Origin of the sequence: Segatella copri, from assembly GCF_026015295.1 — a bacterium.
GTDB lineage: Bacteria > Bacteroidota > Bacteroidia > Bacteroidales > Bacteroidaceae > Prevotella > Prevotella copri_C.
Window position 1 is genome coordinate 1,545,448 of record NZ_JAPDUW010000001.1, and the last position, 21,732, is coordinate 1,567,179.

At 47.5% G+C, this 21,732-nt stretch carries 17 protein-coding genes; 7 read left to right on the forward strand and 10 right to left on the reverse strand.

Annotated features, from left to right (window positions below; translation table 11 throughout):
- Positions 1–49 precede the first annotated feature (49 nt).
- Positions 50–913 carry a sigma-70 family RNA polymerase sigma factor gene (locus ONT18_RS06720; RefSeq protein WP_264904608.1) on the forward strand — a complete coding sequence of 288 codons (864 nt, stop codon included), beginning with the start codon at positions 50–52 and terminating at the stop codon, positions 911–913.
- 61 nt (positions 914–974) lie between these two features.
- Positions 975–1,508: a hypothetical protein gene (locus tag ONT18_RS06725; RefSeq protein ID WP_022122022.1), complete on the forward strand. Its 534-nt coding sequence runs from the start codon at positions 975–977 to the stop codon at positions 1,506–1,508.
- A 107-nt stretch (positions 1,509–1,615) separates the two neighbouring features.
- Here ONT18_RS06725 and ONT18_RS06730 read toward each other — a convergent pair whose 3' ends face one another.
- The 7 genes from ONT18_RS06730 to ONT18_RS06760 all read right to left on the reverse strand — a co-directional run bounded on the left by ONT18_RS06730 (position 1,616) and on the right by ONT18_RS06760 (position 9,839).
- Entirely contained in the window at positions 1,616–3,805 is a 2,190-nt protein-coding gene (locus ONT18_RS06730) for a S9 family peptidase (protein ID WP_118080799.1), read from the reverse strand.
- A gap of 3 nt (positions 3,806–3,808) precedes the next feature.
- Entirely contained in the window at positions 3,809–4,588 is a 780-nt protein-coding gene (locus tag ONT18_RS06735; protein ID WP_228113421.1) for a gliding motility protein GldB, read from the reverse strand.
- 259 nt (positions 4,589–4,847) lie between these two features.
- Positions 4,848–6,095, reverse strand: coding sequence for a DUF4861 domain-containing protein (locus ONT18_RS06740; RefSeq protein ID WP_264904611.1), 1,248 nt, complete (start codon positions 6,093–6,095; stop codon positions 4,848–4,850).
- A 33-nt stretch (positions 6,096–6,128) separates the two neighbouring features.
- Positions 6,129–7,145 (reverse strand): glycosyltransferase family 2 protein, encoded by a 1,017-nt coding sequence (locus ONT18_RS06745; protein WP_022122032.1) that lies wholly within the window; start codon positions 7,143–7,145, stop codon positions 6,129–6,131.
- A gap of 2 nt (positions 7,146–7,147) precedes the next feature.
- On the reverse strand, positions 7,148–8,032 hold the full coding sequence (locus ONT18_RS06750; protein WP_264904613.1) for a TIGR01212 family radical SAM protein: 885 nt from the start codon (positions 8,030–8,032) through the stop codon (positions 7,148–7,150).
- 74 nt (positions 8,033–8,106) lie between these two features.
- A complete protein-coding gene (mtaB, locus tag ONT18_RS06755) occupies positions 8,107–9,537 on the reverse strand; it encodes a tRNA (N(6)-L-threonylcarbamoyladenosine(37)-C(2))-methylthiotransferase MtaB (protein WP_264904615.1) in 1,431 nt (476 codons plus the stop codon).
- Positions 9,538–9,668: 131 nt separating this feature from the next.
- A complete protein-coding gene (locus ONT18_RS06760; protein ID WP_022122035.1) occupies positions 9,669–9,839 on the reverse strand; it encodes a PG1828 family lipoprotein in 171 nt (56 codons plus the stop codon).
- Between the two features lie 402 nt (positions 9,840–10,241).
- Here ONT18_RS06760 and ONT18_RS06765 point away from each other — a divergent pair, with 402 nt between their 5' ends.
- Positions 10,242–11,414, forward strand: a complete 1,173-nt coding sequence (locus ONT18_RS06765; protein WP_264904616.1) for an MFS transporter — start codon at positions 10,242–10,244, stop codon at positions 11,412–11,414.
- A gap of 100 nt (positions 11,415–11,514) precedes the next feature.
- On the opposite strand, the gene ONT18_RS06770 is transcribed toward ONT18_RS06765, so the two are convergent.
- Positions 11,515–14,067: a S9 family peptidase gene (locus tag ONT18_RS06770; protein WP_264904618.1), complete on the reverse strand. Its 2,553-nt coding sequence runs from the start codon at positions 14,065–14,067 to the stop codon at positions 11,515–11,517.
- A 279-nt stretch (positions 14,068–14,346) separates the two neighbouring features.
- Here ONT18_RS06770 and ONT18_RS06775 point away from each other — a divergent pair, with 279 nt between their 5' ends.
- A complete protein-coding gene (locus tag ONT18_RS06775) occupies positions 14,347–15,531 on the forward strand; it encodes a PLP-dependent aspartate aminotransferase family protein (RefSeq protein ID WP_264906818.1) in 1,185 nt (394 codons plus the stop codon).
- Positions 15,532–15,605: 74 nt separating this feature from the next.
- The gene (locus tag ONT18_RS06780; RefSeq protein WP_117692326.1) at positions 15,606–16,778 is read left to right on the forward strand and encodes a MalY/PatB family protein; all 1,173 of its coding nucleotides are present in this window, start codon (positions 15,606–15,608) and stop codon (positions 16,776–16,778) included.
- A gap of 74 nt (positions 16,779–16,852) precedes the next feature.
- Here the strand turns inward: ONT18_RS06780 and ONT18_RS06785 are convergent, their stop codons facing one another.
- The gene (locus ONT18_RS06785; protein ID WP_264904619.1) at positions 16,853–19,048 is read right to left on the reverse strand and encodes a helix-turn-helix domain-containing protein; all 2,196 of its coding nucleotides are present in this window, start codon (positions 19,046–19,048) and stop codon (positions 16,853–16,855) included.
- Between the two features lie 57 nt (positions 19,049–19,105).
- Complete coding sequence (locus tag ONT18_RS06790) at positions 19,106–19,627, reverse strand: nitroreductase family protein (protein ID WP_264904620.1); 522 nt, start codon at positions 19,625–19,627, stop codon at positions 19,106–19,108.
- A gap of 171 nt (positions 19,628–19,798) precedes the next feature.
- On the opposite strand from ONT18_RS06790, the gene ONT18_RS06795 reads away from it, so the two are divergent.
- Complete coding sequence (locus ONT18_RS06795) at positions 19,799–21,184, forward strand: Y-family DNA polymerase (RefSeq protein ID WP_264904621.1); 1,386 nt, start codon at positions 19,799–19,801, stop codon at positions 21,182–21,184.
- Positions 21,181–21,639 carry a LexA family protein gene (locus ONT18_RS06800; protein ID WP_264904622.1) on the forward strand — a complete coding sequence of 153 codons (459 nt, stop codon included), beginning with the start codon at positions 21,181–21,183 and terminating at the stop codon, positions 21,637–21,639. Before ONT18_RS06795 ends, ONT18_RS06800 begins: the two co-directional genes overlap by 4 nt.
- The last annotated feature ends 93 nt before the right edge of the window (positions 21,640–21,732 follow it).

Below are 21,732 nucleotides of genomic sequence, written 5' to 3' on the forward strand. Positions count from 1 at the left end.
TTTAAACAAAAAAGTGTATTTTTGCAACTACTTAAAATTTGATGCCAGCATGAGACAATTAAAAATTACTCAGTCAATTACGAATCGCGCAAGCGCATCGTTGGAAAAATATCTTCAAGATATTGCTCATGAGGAGCTGCTCTCTACAGATGAAGAGGTGGAGCTCGCTCAGCGTATAAGAAAAGGTGACCGTAGGGCATTGGAGAGATTAACAAAAGCCAATCTCCGTTTCGTGGTGTCTGTTGCAAAACAATACCAGAACCAGGGGCTCAGCTTGCCTGATCTTATCAACGAAGGAAATGTGGGGCTTATCAAAGCCGCACAGAAGTTTGATGAAACCCGAGGGTTTAAGTTTATCTCTTACGCCGTATGGTGGATTCGCCAGAGCATTCTGCAGGCCATAGCCGAGCAGAGCAGACTTGTGCGCCTTCCGCTCAACCAGGTGGGAAGCGTTAACAAGATAAACAGAGAGATGAGTAAGTTCGAACAGGAATTTGAACGCAAACCGAGTGTAGACGAAATAGCTGACCGCATAGACTTGCCGGAAGACAAGATAGAGGACGCCATGAAGGCTACATCGACAAGTCGCCACCTGAGCGTGGATGCTCCTTTTTCTGATGATGAAGATGGCAGCATGCTCGACCTGATGGCCAATTCGGATGATCCGACCGACAATGAACTGCTGACAGAGTCGCTGAGAGCAGAAATAGAAAGACTGCTCAAGACGCTGCCGGACAAAGACCAGAAAATCATTGCTGCCTTCTATGGCATAGGAACACCGGAACTGACGCTCGAAGAAATCGGAACCAAGTATCATCTCACCAGGGAAAGAGTACGCCAGATCAAGGAAAAAACGATCAGGCGACTCCGGAACAAAACGACAGATAAACTGCTGAAGTCCTATCTGGGATAAGGAAAGATCCTGCATGACTGATGGGGCAGACAGCACAAAACAAAATAAGACAGAAAAAGAAATGAAAATTACAAAAATTGCATTAGCATCTATTGCATTAGCATGTTTCAGCTCGCTCTCTGCATCAGCCAAGAACGAAGTTAAGACTGCATACATCTTTGGATTTGCCTCGTCGTTTAATGACTCTACAGTCTATTTCACAGACGTTCAGAAGGTTGATTCTGCCTATTTCACCCGCAAGAACAAGTTTCTGGTTAGCCGCGAGAACTATTCATACCAGTTGCGCGACTATCTGGAGCAGAAAGGTGCCGGCAACCGCACGTGTATCGTGATGTTTGACTTCAACCAGAAGAAGGCTGAAAAGAAATGGAACAAGCTCTATGCAAGATACATTCAGAAGCCAAAGGCTAAGAAGGCAAAGAACGGACAGCAGATGAACGATGCGCCTAGCCCTTATCAGGTAAAGACCATCAACTCTACAGATTTTCATTTTTCATCTGTTCAGCCTAACGATGAAGAGGTTGAAGAGGTAAAAGTGAAGAAGGCTAAGAAAGCCAAGAAAGAAAAGCGCAGAAAAGGCGCTAAAACTGAATAAGAATTCAAACGTTCCTTACTTCGCAAAGTAATGAGGAGAACATTAAATTAAGAAGCCATTCCCGTTTTCTGCCGGGAATGGCTTCACTTTTTATATCATATCATTTTCTACTTCAAATTCTGCTTGAACCAGTTAGCTATCTGGCGAAGCAGATGGTTACGGGTATTGCCACCCGAAATGCCATGATTACGGTTCGTGTACCACAGGGTCTTGAAGTCCTTGTCTGCCTGAACCAACGCCTCAGCATATTCGAAGGTATTCTGCGGATGAACATTGTCATCTGCCAATCCGTGACAGATAAGCAACGCACCATGCTGCTGCTTTACTCGCTCGATAGGGTTCACCTTGTAACCCTCTTCGTTCTCCTTAGGAGTGCGCATGTAGCGCTCAGTATAAACCGAATCATAGAAGCGGTAGCAGGTAGGAGGAGCCACAGCCACACCTGCCTTGAACACAGGACGGCCCTCGCTCATACTCATCAGCGTATTGAAACCACCATAGCTCCAGCCCCAAATGCCGATATTATCCTTGTCTACATAAGGCAGAGAACCCATGTAGAGAGCAGTCTCAACCTGATCTTTCGACTCTAAATCGCCCAGACGGAGATAAGTAGACTTCTCAAACTCAGCACCTCTACCGCCTGTTCCACGACCATCTACGCAGGCAATGATGAAACCTTCCTGAGCAAGATAATAATCGAAAGCACCGCCATTGCCCATACTGCCCGTGCTCCATGAATCGAGCACCTGCTGGTTGCCCGGACCGGAATACTGGAAGAGGATGACAGGATACTTCTTGCTGGCGTCGAAATCTACAGGCTTCACCATCCAGCCGTCCAGTTTCACACCTTCGGAAGTGGTGAAAGAGAAAGTCTCGCGCTTGCCCCAATTATACTTCCGGGTCTTTTCGAGCAGCTGCTTGTTGTCTTCCAATGTCTTGATAAGCTTGCCCTTGTTGCTGCGTACGGTGAAGACATAAGGATGGCTGTAGCTGCTCCAGGTATTGACGAAATAGCGGTAATCGCCCGAGAAGTAAGCCGAGTTGGAACCAGCCGCATCGGTAAGGCGCTCCACCTTTCCGTTCTTATGAGCCACGTAAACCTGGCGGTCGTGCGCATTGAGTTTGGCAGCCTGGAAATAAACATCGCCCGTCTTCTCATCCATTCCGTAGATAGAGGTAACATCATAGTTGCCCTTCTCTACCTGGCGCAGGAGTTTGCCGTTCATATCATAGAGATAGAGATGCATGAAGCCGTCGCGGTCGCTAGGCAGCAGGATGTTCTTCTTGCCCACGATGCTGTTTTCAATCACCTCTTCCTTTACAAACTTAGGCACACTCTCCTTGATGAGCATTCTGCTCTTGCCAGTGAAAGGATTGACTGCATAGAGGCGCATGTCGTCCTGATGGCGGTTCATCGTATAGACAATCAGACTGTTGGCGTCTGGCGATGTCTTGATGCGTGGATAATAGCCGTCGGAATCTACAGGCACATCGAGCGCCACGGTCTTGCCGTTCTTCATATCATAGCTCCAGAGGCTCACCTTAGAGTTGTCCTGTCCTGCCTTAGGATATTTATAGGAATATTCTCCCGGATAGTCGTGATACTCGCTATGGGTAGGATGAGAACCTTCGAACATCTGCAGAGAATAAGTCTTTACGTGCGATTCGTCGAAGCGTATCCATCCGATGGCAGTTCCATCCGCATTCCATGCAAAGGCGCGGTTGAAGCTGAACTCCTCTTCGTAAACCCAATCAGGAATACCATTGATTACCTCATTGAACTTACCGTCGCGGGTAATCTGGGTTTCCTTATCTCCATCGGTAACAAAGAGATTGTTATCCTTTACGAAGGCGATGTGGCGTGAATCAGGCGACCAGGTAGCCACCTGCTGGTTAACGCCCTGGGAAAGTTTCTTCAAACTCTTCTTAGCAATATCGTATACGAAATACTCTGCCTTGAACGAGCGGCGGTAGATAGCCTCGCGATGGGTCATGATAAGCAATTTCTTGCCATCAGGACTGATTACATAACCCTCAATCTGTTCGAAGGGAGCCTTGACTGCGTTCACATCGAAGAGGATGCTCATCTGCTTGCCCGTCTTGAACGAATAACTGATAACCTGCTTGCCATCATTGCTGATAGAAGCGTACAAATCGGTGCCATCAATAGGGTTAATACCGGTAACATAAGAGGCAGCAAACTCGCCGGAGGTAATGGCCTTCAGGTCGAGTTTATCTGCAGCTTGCATTGCTGAAACCATCATGACAGTTGCAATAAAAACTGGAAATCTTTTCATGTGTTAATCTTTATGTAATGCCTCAATAGGCGAATAATCTTCGTCCTTGAGCAGTTGTTCTACTGTTACTTTAGGGTTGCGCTTTACATAAGCGCAGATTGTCTTCACATACTTGGTCTTGAAAATCTCCTTGCCCATCGCCTTATTGACAGCCCACATAATCTTGCCCATGTGCAGATCGCGGTCGAGCTGCGGACGGGTGTCGAACTGATCCATCGGATAGATGCTCAGCAGATAGAAAGTAAGGCAATCTGGCACAATATACTGGCGCGACATGGTGCTGCGCTGCTGCGGTGTATAGAATTTCTTGTAGAGCGGATAGTTTTCGCCCATGTATTTATCGAGCGAAATTCCTACTGAGTGCTGTCCTACTACGATGCTCTGGTCGAGAGCGCCAATCTGGGCATAGAAACAAGGCTGCTGGAGCTCCGGAATCCAACTGTTCAGACGTGAGAAGGCAGATTTCAGCTGCTCGTTGATGTCTTCCATATTGGCAAATTCTGCCTCAGCATCGGCAATAAGTGACTGCAGGGTAGAATCCTGATAGAACATGAGGAAACGGTTGCTGATATTGGCGTCGGTAATGGTGCCAAGCTGGAGCATTTTCTCTATCAGCGTACGGGTTTCTATCGGGTAATCGGTGTTCATCTGCTGCAGGGCTGAGAAATCACCGGTAGTAAGATATCTGCTTTCCAATCGGTCGTAACGCTGTACTGACAGGGGCACAGCCTCTCCTTCCTCGTTCGGCTTGAACTTAAACTCGCAGGCCGAACTGAGAAGCACGATTGCTAATATGACTATATAATTAAAAAACCTTTTCACGATAATTTACAAATCTTCGAGTTACGACTGCAAAAATACTAAAAATTATTTAAATTACCAAGCTTTTTTGCTAAAAAATCATACGCATTCGCAAAAAAAATGGGTTTTTCTCTTAAATTTGTTTGCAAAATAGCCAGCAATGAGCAAAACGTAAGGCTTTTTTGCTCATTACTGGCTATTTGCGCAGTTTTTCTGCTTATCAGATGATAAAAGAAACTGCTTATCGGATGATGACAGAAACTGAAACCTGAACAGGCTCTTCTATCTGCTTCTTCCAGGCTTTCAACCACTCATACCACTCCTTCTCGCCCTTGAAACCATAGGTTTCGTTGGCACTGGTATAAGCAAGCTTATAACTGAGCTGGCTGCCTGCAGGTTTCACCACCTGAGTATAGCAATCCTTATTGGCTGGCTGCTGACTTACCAGGGCTGACTGTGGCACATAAATGCCCAAGCCTACGGTCTCCAGCTTGTGCTTTCCATCGTCCTTGCCTGTTGGCCAGTCGCTGCCGTAACAGCCTCGCAATCCCTTGCCATCAGCAAATTCGCAGGAACCCTTTACGTTGATGAGTCCTGTAGCAAACTGATAATCAGAAACATCCTTGTTGAAGAATACATCTACGTCGAAATCGCGATGACCGGCATAGATGGTGTAACGGATGGTGGCATTGACAGGCTGCAAGCCCGGAGCCGGAACCCAACCCTTATCCACGACTTCGACGATGGCACGGAGCGGACCTTCTGAAATGACGCGCTGCTCCTGGTATTTCACGTTGTTGAACAGCACCTGGTCTTTTCCGTCCCAGCCACGGAGCGCACCCAGTCCGTAGGTATTGCCTACCCAGAGGCAATCATCGCCCGAACCAGCCTGAATCTGCTCTTCTGAAGGATAGAACTGCGTATCCTGAACCACCAGTCCCTTGTTGATTTTACCATAAAGGTCGATGGTCTGGCGATGGTCGAAATAAACACGCATGGCAATCAGTTCGCTTTCGAAGCAGATGCCATGAGAATGGACGTAGTGATAAGGGTCCTTGGTTTTCTTATCAAACGAGATGCTGCGCAGATAAATATCCTGCCTGTTCTTAGCCAGCTTCCTGTTTCTGCTTGGCAGACAGAGTTCGGCAAAGGTACGTGCCGGATACTGTGCCTGCTCGCCCTCACGATAGAGATGCACCTGATAGGTCTTGATTTCTTTCTTGCCCAAATCGGCAAGGAAACAGAGTTCATCGTTGGTACAATCGCGGTTGGTGTCATCGAGCTGTGAAGGAATCTCCTTACCGTCAACGGTTACTACAGCGCGCTGAATGTCGCCAATAGCGCCCAACTTGCTGAGATCTACCACCACCGGAGCATCGGTTCTTGCCACCTTGGAAGGATTGGAAACCGACACCTGGAAATTAGCCTGCGCCTGGGCTGACAGAACCATCAGCGAAACCAGCGCCATCATCATTTGTTTTTTCTTCATAGATTTTATTTTTAAGTTTTGTTCTATTATTGTCTACAACTGCGAGAAGAGTTTCTTGCCCTTGGCGTAATATTGCCAGATGATAGAGAGATTGTAAACCTGCGGAATCTCCTCCTTCACCCTACCCGCCTGTATCTTTCTGCGATCTTCGTCAAACTCATGTTTCCATGCCTTGAAAGCCCTGCGCGCCTTGAAGATAGCCTTGAAGTCACCCCAGTTGCGATTCAGAACCAATGTCTCGAAAGCAGCAAGGTAATCCAGAAATCTGCGCATACGCATTACATGAGTCAACTCCGTATCACTCAGATTCTTATAAAGCATGGTTAAATTATTTCTAAAATTCAGATAAGTCTTCATCGGATTGCTTTTCGGCAGGGTTCCACCACCCACATGATAAACCTCACTCTCAGGAATGCAATAGATTTTTCTGCCCATCAGACGCAAGCGCCAGCAAAGATCTATCTCTTCATTATGGGCAAAGAAACGGCCGTCTAAACCGCCGGCAGTCCAATAATCCTTTGAGCGGATCATCATACAGGCACCCGTAGCCCACAAGATTTCCTGCTGGTAATCATACTGCCCGTTATCGCGCTCTACCGTATCAAAGATGCGGCCGCGACAGAACGGATAGCCGTATTTGTCGAGGAATCCGCCGCAAGCGCCAGCATACTCAAAGCTGTCCTTATCGTATTCCGCAAGCAGCTTAGGCTGACAGGCAGCCACCTGCTGATGCGAATCCATAAACTCGATGAGCGGTGTAAGCCAATGATGCGAAACCTCCACATCGCTATTCAGGAGCACGTAATATTCTGCATCTATCTGCTTCAAGGCACGGTTATAGCCTTCTGCAAAGCCGAAATTCTGCTCCAGCACGATGGTCTTCACCTGAGGAAACTGAGTCTCCAGAAGGTGCATCGAACCATCAGAAGAAGAATTGTCTGCCACCCAGATTTCAGCATCCTGACGGGAATATTCGATGACATTCGGAAGATACTTTGCCAGCATCTTCTGACCATTCCAGTTTAATATAACGATTGCTACTTTTGCCATATTTATTGTAAACTCTTTAATCTGTTATTCAGGAGATTGGTAAACTCATAGTTCTTGAGTCCCCATTTGGGAGCAACCAGCAGTTCTTTGGGCGACTGACTGACGAAGCGCTCCAGCACCAAATCCTTTCTGAGCAGACGGATGTATTTCACGATGACATCAATATACTCCTCTACCGTGTAAACATGGAAGGGGTGCTCAGCATATTCCTGTGCCAGCCGGGTGCCCCTGATAATCTGCATCTGGTGAATCTTGAGAATATCAAGCGGCAAGGAAGAGATGAGAGGAGCCTGGCGCAGACTTTCTTCCGCATCTTCTCCCGGCAAACCGATGATGATGTGGCCGCCCGTAAGGATTCCCCTGGCATGAGTACGCTCTACGGCACTACGGCAACAGGCAAAATCATGTCCGCGGTTGATGCGTTTCAAGGTTTCATCATTGGCACTCTCAATGCCGTATTCCACCAGCACGAAGGTTCGGTGGTTCAGTTCTTCCAGATAATCGAGCAATTCATCGCTCACACAATCCGGACGGGTTCCGATAACGATTCCCACCACATCTTCCACCTCAAGAGCCTCTTCATACATCTGCCTCAGTTGCTCCACCCTGGCGTATGTATTGGTATAAGCCTGGAAATAAGCCAGATATTTCATATCAGGATACTTCCTGCTGAAGAAAGCCTTTCCCTCCTCCAGCTGTTCAGTAATCGACTTTTTCCGGTCGCAATAGCTCGGATTGAAGGTGCGGTTGTCGCAATACGTACATCCGCCACTCGAAATCCTCCCATCTCTGTTAGGACAGGAGAATCCCGCGTCTATCGAAATCTTCTGAACACGGAAATCAGGAAACTGCTTCCGGATCCATGTTCCAAAATCGTTGTAATACATTGGACTTTGAACTTTGAGCTTTGAACTTTGAACTTTATGATTAGCCCTTTTTACTATAAACTATTAACTATCAACTAAAGAAGCTCTCCCTTCAGCGCCGTCTTATCGTGATTGAAATCACCCAGGCGAACCTTGATAAGCTGGTTGTCGTATTCTTCCTTGGCGAGAGCCGGCGAAAGTTCTACGCGGATATAGTTCTTGGTGAATCCATGCATTGCCTTGCCTCTTGGCGCCTTTTCGAAGAGAACCTCAGCCTCAGTACCGATGTATTGGGCATAGAATTCCTGCGTCTTCTGATCGCTCAACTCCAACAGTCGCTTAGAGCGTTTCTTCTTCTCCTTCTCGTCAACCACATACGGAATCTTCAAGGCAGCCGTGCCCGGACGCTCAGAATAAGGGAAGACGTGAAGCTGGGTAACAGGCAGACTCTTCAGGAACTCATAGCATTCTTCAAAACACTCCGGAGTTTCACCGCGACAGCCCACCATCACATCGACACCGATAAACGCATCAGGCATCTTCTCCTTGATAAGATTCACCTTGTGAGCAAAGAGCGCCTTGTCGTAACGGCGGTGCATCAGCTTGAGCACCTCATCGCTTCCGCTCTGCAGAGGAATGTGGAAATGAGGCATAAAGGCACGGCTCTGGGCACAATACTCTATGAGATCATCATCGCAGAGATCAGGCTCCAGACTCGAGATGCGGTAACGCTTGATTCCTTCTACCTGATCCATCGCCTTGACAAGGTCGATGAATCGCTCGTGGGTAGTCTGACCGAAATCGCCGATATTCACACCGGTAATGACGATTTCCTTACCGCCTTCAGCAGCCGCCTGCTCACATTGAGCCACAAGCGACTGGATGCTCGGGTTGCGCGAATTGCCTCGGGCAAATGGAATGGTGCAATAGGTGCAATAATAATTGCAGCCGTCCTGCACCTTCAGGAAATAACGGGTACGGTTGCCACGCGAGCAAGAAGGCTGGAAGGTCTTGATTTCCTTCGTCTTCACGCTATAATGCTGATGAAGAGCCGCAGCATCGCCATTCTGAGGGGTTTCTGCATCGCCGTTCTGAGAACTTTCTGCATCGACATTCTGAGGAGTCTGAGCAGCCAATCCGTTTTCCTGAGCAAATTTCTGCGCCCATGCATCGCTGAGATATTGAATCAAGTGCGCCTTCTCGTTAGCACCCAACACGAGGTCTACACCCTCTATCTTGCTGACATTCTCAGATTCGAGCTGCGCATAACAGCCCGTCACGATAACGAATGCACCCGGATTGTTTCTCACCATCCGGTGGATAGCCTGACGGCATTTATGATCGGCAACTTCTGTTACCGAGCAGGTGTTAATCAGACAAATATCAGCTTTCTCCCCCTTTTTAGCAGTAATGACGCCCATATCTTCGAGCATTTTGCCAAAAGTGGAAGTTTCAGAGAAGTTGAGTTTGCAGCCTAACGTATAGTAAGCTGCCTTTTTACCTTGGAAGGCACTTGAATCTATCATAAATTATCTTTTCTAAAATTCTAAAAGGTAACCTAAAAAAAATGAAACATAGTCTCTATAAAACGAAAAAGCCGCTAGACCGAAGTCCAGCGGTTGTTTCTCTCATTTTTTCGTTCGCAAGTAATTTCAAATTACTTAGCAGAATCAGCAGCAGCTGTATCAGCAGCAGCAGTGTCAGCAGCAGTTGTATCTACCTGAGCTGTGTCAGAATCAGCAGAAGCTGTGTTCTGAGCTGTTTTGTTACCACATGATGCGAAAGAGATAGCTGCGATAGCTACGAACATAAAAACTAATTTCTTCATTTTCTTTGCTTTTTTAAAATCTGTAAAACAATCATTTGTTCTTTTGAACGATGCAAAGGTAAGCATTTTTTTGATACGTTGTTCTTTTTTTTGCGATTTTTTTTTAGGTGATTTTGTAACAAAATTACAAATCACTATAAATCAGTTACTTACAAAGTGCTAACAAAGGTTAAAGTTTTTGATGTGCTCGGAAACAGCCTAATTTTAACACTTTTCGGTGTTTTTTAGCGTAACAAGGGTGCGCGCCAACACCTCTTCAGAGCAGTACTATATACATATAATAAGGTACGCGCGCGAGGGAAAGAACAGAAGATTTTCCCAAGAAATCGTCCCCAAAAACTTTGATTGCCGGGAATTTTTTCGTAACTTTGCACTCAAAACAAAGAAACAAACAGACAGAAAATGATACAGCTAAAAGAAAATCAGGGCATTCCCCGCAGCATTCTTCTGATGATGGCTATCGTCGCAGGACTCACCGTAGCCAACTGCTACTACAATCAGCCGCTTCTCGAACTCATCCGCCACGACCTGGATATTACCGAGCAGAAGGCTAACCTCATCACCGTCATTACCCAGATAGGTTATGCGCTGGGCTTATTCTTCCTCATTCCCTTGGGCGACATGCTTTCGCGCAAGAAACTCATCCTTGTCAATATGACCATTGCTGCATTGATGGCAATTGTGATGGCTACAGCGCAAAACGTATGGATGCTCTGGGGAGCTTCACTGCTGATTGGCGCCTGTTCGGTGATTCCGCAGTTCTTCATTCCGATAGCCGGACAGTTTTCGGAACCCAAGAACAAGAGCAGGAATATGGGCATTGTACTCTCCGGACTGCTGACGGGCATTCTCGCCTCACGAGTAATCAGCGGTTACATCGGCGAATGGCTGGGATGGCGGGAGATGTTTATCATAGCTGCTTTCGTGATGGTGGTTTGCATGGGAATCATGCTGCTGATGATGCCTGAAATGAAGCGCAACTATGTAGGAACCTACAGAGGGCTGATGACCACGATAGCAGAAATTTTCTTTTTCCATTCTTCTATCCGCATCTATTCCACCCGTGCAGCCTTCGGGTTCGGCAGTATGATGGCAATATGGTCTTGTCTGGCGTTCCATCTGGCGCAGCCACCTTTCAGCGCAGGAAGTGATATGGTAGGAATGCTCGGACTTTGCGGAATCATGGGAGCCGTTGCTGCCAGTGGTGTGGGAAAACTGGTTCCTAGGTTCGGCATTCGAAAATTCAATCTGTTCGGAGCAGGAATGCAGATTATCGCCTGGGCAATAGCCTTGCTTTTCGGCGACACTTACGCCGGACTCATCGCAGCCATCATCCTGGTTGACATCGGTCTGCAATGTCAGCAGCTCAGCAATCAGAGTGGTTGTCTGCAGGAGGTTCCGCAGGCTTCCAACCGCGCCAACACCATCTTCATGACCAGCTATTTCATCGGTGGTTCGCTAGGCACTTTCTGTGCCGGTTACATCTGGACGCAAGCCGACTGGCTCGGTGTCTGCATCGTAGGAATCGCCTTCGCCATGATTTCCCTGCTTATCACGCTAAACTGCAAGAAATAAACATATAAAAGAAAAGAGATTATATTCCCGACTTACAGGAACATAATCTCTTTTCTTATTTTAATAGAGACTGAAGCTGGCATTTCTGCCGAAGCTTCAACTACATCTTTTCATCTCCGTACATTTCCGTCCACCAGGAAGCATCATCCTGCAACCACTTAGCAAACCAGGCAAAGATGGTGTTCTGCCATTTCAGTCGCTTCTCGTAGTCGATGATGTGATGATCCTGACCATCTACCAGAACCATCGCCGTAGGACGGCCAAGGAGTTTCAGCGCTGTATAGAGCTGGATACTCTCGCCCACAGGCACATTATTATCTGCCGTGCCGTGAACAAACAGCAGCGGAGTATGAATCTTGTCGGCATTATAGAGCGGACTCTGATCTACAAAGAGATGCTTGTTGGTCCAAGGATATTCGTTCGCCATAGAAACTTCGCTGTAGCTGTAGCCCCAATAGCCCTCACCCCAATAGCTGGTGTGGTCGCTGATGCCTGCATGCGAGATGGCAGCAGCAAAGAGGTCGGTCTTGGTCTGAAGATACTGAGTCATGAATCCGCCGTAGCTTGCGCCGATGCAGCCAATCTTCTTGCGGTTTACGAAAGCATGCTCATCGCAGAAAGCCTGGGTGCTGGAGATGATGTCTTCAGCCACTCCCTCGCCTGCCGTATCTACATGGCGGGCAGAGAATTTCTGACCGAATCCGGTGGCTCCACTAGGATTCACAACCAGCACTACATAGCCCATCGCTGCATAAACATGATGAGGATAACGGCTCTGGAACATGCGGCTCGTAGGACTGCAACCGCCATAATAATTCACTATCATCGGATACTTCTTGGCAGCATCAAAATGAGGTGGCAGATAGTAACGGCAGCAAAGGGTGTCGCCACGAGAGTTCACGAAATTCCAAGCCTTGCATTCGCCCAGTTCAACATTCTTCAGTTCGCGCGCACTCAAATCGTCAACCAATTGCGATTTCAGCGCCTTCGTATTCATCTTATAGAGTCGGTCAGCATTGGATGCACTCTGACCGGAGAAAGCCATTTCTGCTGCAGAAGATGCAAGCGAGAAACTCTTGATGTACTCTTCAGGAGTCTTGAGAAGCGTAAACTTGCCCGATTTCGGATTGAGCTGGAAGAGATGCACGCAGTCTTTATCTTCAGCTGTAAAATAGATGTTTCCATCTGCCTTACTCCAATCCACACTCTGCACGTTCGGATTGAAATCCTTGGTCAGCGGACGAACCTTCTTATCCGACAAGGTCATCAGATAGAGCTGGGTGTCGATCATGCTAGGTGTCTGTCCTTCTTCCACATTCTTTCCAATGCCGTTGAAAGCTTCTGGCGAAGCACTGACGAGAATGCTCTTGCCATCAGGTGAGAACTGGGCGCTGTTCAGAAATTCGCCCTTTTCTATCAGGGTTTCTACCTTTGGCGTTGTGGCTGAAGATGCATTCATACTGCCCAAATCCAGGCGGTAGAATGATGTCAGGGTTGTAGGACGCTTGGTAAGTCGCTCCTCTCCCTTGCCTATGAGCAGATAACGCGAATCGGCAGAAATATCCATCAGATAGATGTTGTGGTAACCGAAGGTAAGCGGCTGGAGAATGCCCGATGCAAGATCATATTTGGCGAGATTGCTGCGCTCGCGCCAACCAGGCTGTCTGTCTTCCGGTTCTTTTACATCATAAACTTGCGGATCCTTTTTTCTGCCTTCAGTAGTGAGCGTATAGATGAGCGTTTTTTCATCGGGTGTAAACTGGAACCAGCCTTCTGGAAGATGGCTTGCCAGCACTTCGCGCTCCATCGTCAGCGGATTGATGGTGATGAGCTGCAATGTGCCATCCTGCTTTTCTTCTCCGGCAATACTGCTGTCGCTCGCCTTCTGGGTGAAATACAGTTTATTGCTTGCAGGCATCCATTTTACGCTCTCCTCAAATGTAGCCATCACTCTGTTAGTCTGAGCGTTGCGCAATTCACTAATGCTATGGTTATTACCTTTTCTATCTACCCAGGTTTTCCGAACTACGATAAATTTTCCATTTGGTGAGATAGAAACACTCGGATAGTTGGGCGCACAAATCACATCATAGATGTTATAGGCGCGCTTGGCTGCCGCATCGCCTACAGAAAGCGGAGCGCCGTTGGCTGCGGTTACGGTCAACTTGATAGATTTCTTATCAGAAGATGCATTCTTCCGGGTAAGATATTTGATGACAACCGTATGCTGCGAAGGAGTCAGGATGGTTTCAGCCTTATCGCCGTTCACCGCTACCTGTTCGCCGTCTACAAACAGGCGGTATTGCTCCAATCCTTCTACCGCGATGGTTGCTTTGGTGCGCTGGGTGTTAGAAACGCAGAAAGAAGCCAGATGGAGCGCATCCTGCTGCTTGTCGGCAAGGAGTTGGGCTGCACTCACCTCCTTGCCCTTATTTAATAAGGTGAAAGACAATGGCGAATCGAGCAGCTGCTTAAGGTCGAACGCTTCGCCCTTGATGTTCACACTGTCAGCCATCCAAGGCTGTGCTACGGCATAGGGGCCTGCATATTTCAGCGTTTTCACCTCTATGGTTTCGGCACTGGCAGAGATTGAAGCCATCAGGGCAGCTGCCAGCAGTCCACTTTTTGTTGTTTTCAGAATCAGTTTATTCATAAATATCCTTATTTTGATTTTGGTGCGAAATTACAAATAAAAATCGAGATAAACGAATGTTTGTATTACAAATTGCTCTTTTTACTGCATTTTTGCCATACAAATGTTATCTTTAAGTTAATCGGATGAGCCAGTAGGTTATTGTTGGGTTAACCCCCTCTCCAACGAGTTGCAATGCATAAAAAGCATTCGCAACTCGTTTTTTTTATGCGATTTATTGTCTATTTGATTTCTTTTTTGTACTTTTGCACGCAAAATATCACATAAAATAACAGAATGATGAAGAAACAGACTCAAGCTATTCATTTGGAATATGAGCGCCGCGATGCATACGACTCGCTGAGCGTGCCAGTATATAACACCCTTGCCTACGAATTCGACAATGCTGCCGTCATGGCTGAAGCATTCACCGACAAGATCAAGGCTCCAGATTATTCGCGCGTAGAGAACCCTACGGTGACCAACCTGGAGCGCCGTGTGGCAGCCCTTACCGATGCTGCTCATGCCACCGCCTTCAACTCAGGAATGGCGGCCATCAGCAACACCCTCATGGCGCTGGCAGCACAAGGCAAAAATATTGTTACATCCAAGCATCTCTTCGGCAATACTTATGCCCTGCTCGTAGCCACTCTGCGCCGTTTTGGTGTAAAGGTGCGTTTGCGCGATTTAACCAATATCGAAGCCGTACGCGAAGCCATTGATGATGACACCTGCTGCGTCTTCCTCGAAATCCTGACCAACCCACAGCTGGAGGTTGCCGATCTGAAAGCCATTTCTGAAGTGGCACATGAAAAAAATGTACCTTTGGTGGTGGATTCTACCGTGATTCCTTTCACACAATTCTCGGCTAAGAGTCTGGGAGTAGATATTGAGGTAGTTTCCAGCTCTAAATATGTAAGCGGCGGTGCTACTTCGCTCGGCGGTCTGGTTATCGACTACGGTACTCCTTACAACGGCGATTTCGCCAAGCGTCTTTATGGAGAAATGCTCTTCAATTTCGGTGCCTATATGACCCCACAGGTGGCTTATATGCAAACCATCGGACTTGAAACGCTCGATGCTCGCTATCGTGTGCAGAGCAGCAATGCCTTGGAACTTGCCAAGAAGCTGCGCTCTCTGCCTCAGATAAAATATGTAAACTATGTTGGTCTGGAGGATAATCCTTATCACGAGTTGGCGCAGCGCCAGTTTGGAAAAACTGCGGGAGCCATGATCTGCATCGACCTGGAGAGCAAGGAAGCCTGCTTCAGTTTTCTGAACAATCTGAAGCTCATCCATCGCGCCACCAACCTCTTCGACAACCGTTCGCTCGCCATTCATCCGGCAAGCACCATCTTCGGAGCTTTCTCTGATAACATGCGCAAGTCGATGGACGTGAAAGACACCACAATCCGATTGAGCATCGGCTTGGAAGATGTGGATGATCTCTTCGAAGACATCAAGCAGGCGGTTAATAGTTTATAATTGATAGTTTATAGTTAATAGGGCTGAGTAAAAAGGGCTAATCATAAAGTTCAATGTTCAAAGTTCAAAGTAAAATGTACAATTTCGATAAAGTCATAGACCGTTCGGGCAGCGACGACCTGAAGCATGGCGCCCTGTTGCCTCGTTGGGGACGAGATGATCTGCTGCCACTTTGGGTAGCTGATATGGATTTCGAGACCCCATCTTTCATTACAGATGCCCTCAAGGCACGTCTGGAACACTCTCTTTTCGGTTACACGATGGAGCCGGAAGATTACCGTCCTAGCATCATCGACTGGGTTCGCGACCACCACCAGTGGGATGTGAAGCGAGAGTGGATAAGATTCATTCCTGGTATTGTTAAAGGCATCGGACTCGTGGTGAATGTCTTCACCCAGCCTGACGAAAAAGTCATCATCCAGCCTCCCGTTTATCACCCATTCCGCCTCACCCCAGAGGGTAATGGCAGAGAGGTGGTCTTCAATCCGCTGAAGATGAGGGAAGACGGATATTACGAGATGGATTTCGAAAACCTCGAGAAGGTTTGCGATGAGAAATGCAAGATTCTCATTCTCTGCAATCCCCATAATCCGGGCGGTATTACCTGGAGCAAGGAAACCCTGCAGCAGCTTGCCGACTTCTGCTATGAGCACCATCTGCTCGTTATCAGCGATGAGATTCACGCGGATATGGCGCTCTTCGGCCACAAGCACATCCCGTTTGCTTCGGTTTCAGACAAGGCACGCAACATCAGCATCACCTTCCAGGCTCCTTCCAAGACCTTCAATATAGCTGGAATTGTGAGCAGCTACGCCATTATTCCAAACGAAGATATTCGGAATAGATTTTACAAATGGTTAAGCGCTAACGAGTTGGATGAGCCAACCCTCTTTGCTCCTATCGCCACTATCGCAGCCTTCCGCAAGGGAGAAGAATGGCGCAAGGCGATGCTTGCCTATATTGAGGACAATATCCGGTTTGTAGAAGATTACTGCCGTGAACATATTCCGGGCATTCGCCCTTTGCGTCCACAGGCTTCCTTCCTCGTATGGCTCAACTGCCGTGATCTGCATCTTTCTCACGATGCACTTCTCGACCTATTCATCGACAAGGCGCATCTGGCATTGAATGATGGAGAGATGTTCGGTCCTGGCGGAGAAGGATTCATGCGATTGAATGTAGCTGCACCAAGAAGTGTTATCAAACAGGCTTTGCAGCAGCTGGAAGAGGCTGTGAGCCAACTCTAGATAATTTAAAAAAATAGCCGTAACTACTGCAAATATAGTTACGGCTATTATTATAATATGGTGGAAGAAATGCTTTATTCCCCCTCCATCAAATCATGAACCAGTTTGATTTCGTAATAATCAATACCAGCTCCCAGAGCTTCCTTTATTTCGCTAAAATGCTCCAATTCAGGATGAGCCTTCATGAAATCACGGATTTTCTTTTCATGGGCACTTGAAATCAGCGCCCGCAGTCCAATCTTTCCTTCTTTCACATAAGGAGTAAGATGACCAATAATGGTACCTTTGGTATAACCCCGCTTAGCAGCAATCTGATCTACCGTCATTCCCTGCATATAGAAATCATAACTTACCTCCTTCGAAGCGACTTTCGGCACCTTCGGCACCTTCGGTTCATTCGGTTTTTTCTGTCTCCTTGACTTTCTGCCCGAACCGCTATCTGATGAGGCATCTGCATCCAACAGCAAGAACTGCGCCTTCTTTTTCAGATAATCTGTTACCGTGAATTCTGCACTACATTCATACTTCAAAAGCCGTTCTTTTAATTTTACATCCTCTGAGAAAACAGAGAAGCGGTCTTCAAACTTTTTCCTAGCCACCTTGTTGTCTGTATCAAGATTCGACTTTCTGATTAAATCACTCAGAATGCCGATTTTGTCAAGAAAATACATAGCTCCCTTATGAATACGATCTTGCAGCTCAGCCTGTCTTACATAAGGATTTCGGGCAAGCATACCCGTATACTGCACACGGAATTTATCCGATACGGCTATCAGACTCTTCAGCACCACCTGCAGCTTCTGATACTCGCTTACCACGCGCGGATATTTACCATTAAAGAACTCTACCAGGCAGCGCATCAGATGCTCATAGCTGGCTCTGATGGAATAAAAATCGAAGAGTTCGCTGATGCAATAAATGATGTATTGCAACTCCAGGCTGCTGATTTGCTCCTGACTAGGCGCAGCAAGCTGGCTGGTGAATGCATCCACCGTCTGACTGCTGATAATGGCTCCGCGAGAAAGCGGTTGACTGAGCACCATTCCCTCCAAAGTCTTGCAGCGGCTCAGTGCCACATAGGTCTGACCATGGGTAAAAGAATGAGAAGCATCGATGATGGCATGTTCGAAAGTAAGTCCCTGACTCTTGTGGATAGTTATCGCCCACGCCAGACGCAGAGGATACTGCATGAATTTTCCTTCCACCGTCTCCTCTATCTCCTTGGTTTTCTCGTTCAGCGTATATTTCGCATTGGTCCACTCCATTTTCTCCAGGTCAAACTCCTCGCCCGAATCCTTACTGCGAACGGTAATCTTGCTGCCGTCTTCATCGGTCCTAACCCCTATCACCTCGCCTATCATACCATTATAAAAACGGTGCTGCGGGTCGTTCTTGATGAACATCACCTGTGCTCCCGGCTTCAATGTGAGCTTGAAATCGGCCGGATAAGATGTTTCAGGGAAATCGCCCTCTATATCTGCTGTAAAAGAAAATGACTGCGCAGGCAAGGCAGCAAGCTGCTGTTCGTTGATATACTGGGCAGGTGCATTATGGGTGGTAAGCCTGATATAATTGCCCTCCTTAGGTGGTACAAAATTTGGAATATAGCGCTGATTCAGAGCCTGCAGCGTAGCTTCAGAAGCCTTGTTCTCCCTAATCTGGTTGAGCAGCGAGATAAACTGTTCATCCTGCTGCCTGTACACCTTTTTAAGTTCGATGGTGAGATAACCCACCTGCTTCAGAGCGTTGCTGCTGAAGAAGAAAGGAGTATCATAATGCTGCCCCAGCAGATGCTCTTCCTGTGGCGTAACCACGGGTGCCAGCTGCTGCAAATCGCCTATCATCAGGAGTTGCACACCACCGAAAGGCAAATCGTGGCGCTTGCGATACTGGCGAAGCACAGAATCTACAGCATCGAGCAGATCGCTGCGCACCATACTGATTTCGTCGATAACGAGCAGGTCGATGCTGCGGATGATATTGCGCTTGAGCTTGCTGAACTGATAGCGTTTCTGTTCGCCGCTGCCAAAGGTCGTGCCCGGCACGTATGGCGAGAAGGGAAGCTGGAAGAACGAATGGATGGTCATTCCTCCGGCGTTGATGGCTGCAATGCCCGTAGGAGCAAGCACAATCATTCGTTTGGGCGACAGTTCTTTCAATCGCTTGAGGAAGGTCGTCTTACCTGTGCCCGCCTTTCCGGTAAGGAAGAGGTTGGCATTTGTCTTTTCTATGATATTCCATGCCAGGATGGATTCTTCGTTCATTTCCATACAGCTTCGTTTTATACCAGTTTTTATACCAGAACTAGATTTCTTCTTATATCAGAACTAGATTTCTTCCGTAATTTCGCTCATCTCCTTACGCTTCTTCTCAGCGCGTGGACAGTCTTCAGCAATATGACCTACAGGGATAATTACCACCGTCTCATAGCCCTCGCGAGCAAAGAACTGCTGCATCTTCGCCGTATCGTAATTGCAGACCCAGCAGGTGCCCAGTCCCTTTTCGGTGGCAGCCAGACAGAGATGCTCTGCCGCTATCGCCACATCAATATCGCCATGCGGTTTCTCATCATATCTGCGCACCCAGTTCTCATTCACGTTTTTCATACCTATAATATATATAGGAGCCGTCTTGAACCATTCGCGGTCGTAGCAATCCTGCAGTTTCTTCTTCGCCTCTTCTGAGCGCACGATGAGCCAGCGCCAAGGCTGCCTGTTCACTGCCGATGGTGCCAGGCGCACACACTCCATGATATAGTCCAAATCCTCCTGGCTCACCGCCTCCGGAGTAAACTTGCGAGCCGAAAAACGCTCCTGGCTCAATGCCAACATGTTATTCTTATCATTCATATCGTTCAGTTTTATAATGTTTCAATACTAGCTTATGACCACAAAGGTAAGAATAAATCACGAAACGACAAAAAAACTTGAATGAAAAACTATCGTTTTCGGATTATTTTTTGTATTTTTGCACATCATACCAGGATTTCTGGTGAGAACAAGAGGTGTTAATGATAAGATATGATAGGACTGGCAGACTGCAACAACTTCTACTGTTCGTGCGAGCGAGTGTTTCGCCCCGACCTGACAGGAAAGCCCGTGGTTGTATTGAGCAACAACGACGGGTGCGTCATCGCACGCTCTGAAGAAGCCAAGGCATTGGGCTATAAGATGGGAGACCCGTTCTATCAGGTGAAGGAAAAACTGGAGGCTGAAGGAGTGGCTATCTTCTCCAGCAACTATACGCTCTACGGTTCGCTCTCCAACCGCGTGATGTCGATGCTATCCCGTTATTCCCCACGCATCGACCAATACTCTATTGATGAGAGTTTCTTCGAGGCAGACGAATCAATGGCGAAAGTTTTCTTTCGGGAGCATGCGGAAGACCATCCTACTTTGTTCAATAAAATGACAATAGACGAGCTATCAGAAAAGCCCGATAGCCTGCTCCATCGCTATGGCTCCAAAATATCGGCAGATGTACTTCGGGCTGTTGGAATCCCGATATCCGTAGGCATTGCAGAAACGAAGACATTGGCGAAAATCGGCTCTAAATTCGCCAAGAAATACAAGGGTTTCCAAGGCTGCTGCCTCATCGACACGGATGAACGGAGACACAAGGCGCTGTCTCTCTTCCCCGTAGAAGATGTATGGGGAATAGGCAGGCAGATAGCCAGAAAGCTCGATTACATGGGCATCAGGACCGCCGCTCAGTTTGCCGACAAGAAAGAAAGTTGGGTCCGCAGCCATTTCAATATCACCACCCTAAGAACATGGAAAGAACTGAATGGCGAAAGCTGCATCAGCATCGAGGAATTGCCGCAGAAGAAGAGCATCTGCACCAGTAGGAGTTTTGCCAACGAGGGCATTACCGACAAAAATGTGATAGAAGAAGCCGTGGCTAATTTCGCTGTACGTTGTACAGAAAAATTAAGGAGACAAGGTAGCGTATGTCAGGGCATCACGGTGTTCGCATGGACTTCCCGTTTTAACGAGCATGTGCCTGAATACACCATCCACGATTCCCTTACCCTGCCCATCGCCACCAATGCGCAGGAAGAAATAGTAGGTGCTGCCCTCAGCATTCTCCGTGCCAAATACCCGAAACCGATGGCAGACAGCAGGCCCGATCACCCCGACATGTCGTTTCACTTCAAGAAAGCTGGCGTTATCCTGTGGCAAATCTCACCCGACCATCCTCGCCAGCAAGACCTCTTCGACCCCATCGACCGAAGCAAGCAAAAAAAGCTGATGGAGGCTATCGACGCCATCAACCGGAAGAATAGTTATGGCACCATACGCCAGGCCATACAAGGCACAGACTGCCGATTCGACCTGAAACGCGAGTACATGTCGAAGCAGTTTACCACGAACATCCATGATATTCTGAAAGTAAAAACAAAATGAATAAGAATAACGATAACAAGATAAAACTGACATTTCACCCTGCGGAATTCGGAACAAAGATACCTATTCCGCTGGCAGAGCAAAGCGTAAAGGCAGGCTTCCCTTCGCCGGCACAAGACTATATGGAGGGAGAGATAGACCTCAACGATATTCTGGTTCGCCATCGTGAGGCCACCTTCTACGTGCGCATATCTGGCGACAGCATGCAGGATGCAGGCATTCTGGACGGTGATCTCGCTGTAGTTGACCGGCAGATAGAACCCTCAAACGGCAATTTCGTCATCGCCTTCGTAGATGGCGAATTCACCATCAAGCAGTTCAAGATGGACGAGAGCGGCACCTTCGGCTGGCTCATCCCATGGAACAAAAACTTCTCTCCTATCCGGGTAGATGAAACCAACCGATTCATGATTTGGGGCGTGGTTACCTATGTAATTCATCAAATTGCAGAATAATTCATCTTTTTCTACCCATCTTCCTTTGCCTCCTCATCAAAAAGTTGTACCTTTGCAGTCGAATTTTCAGCAAGAACCAGGCATTACGCCTTA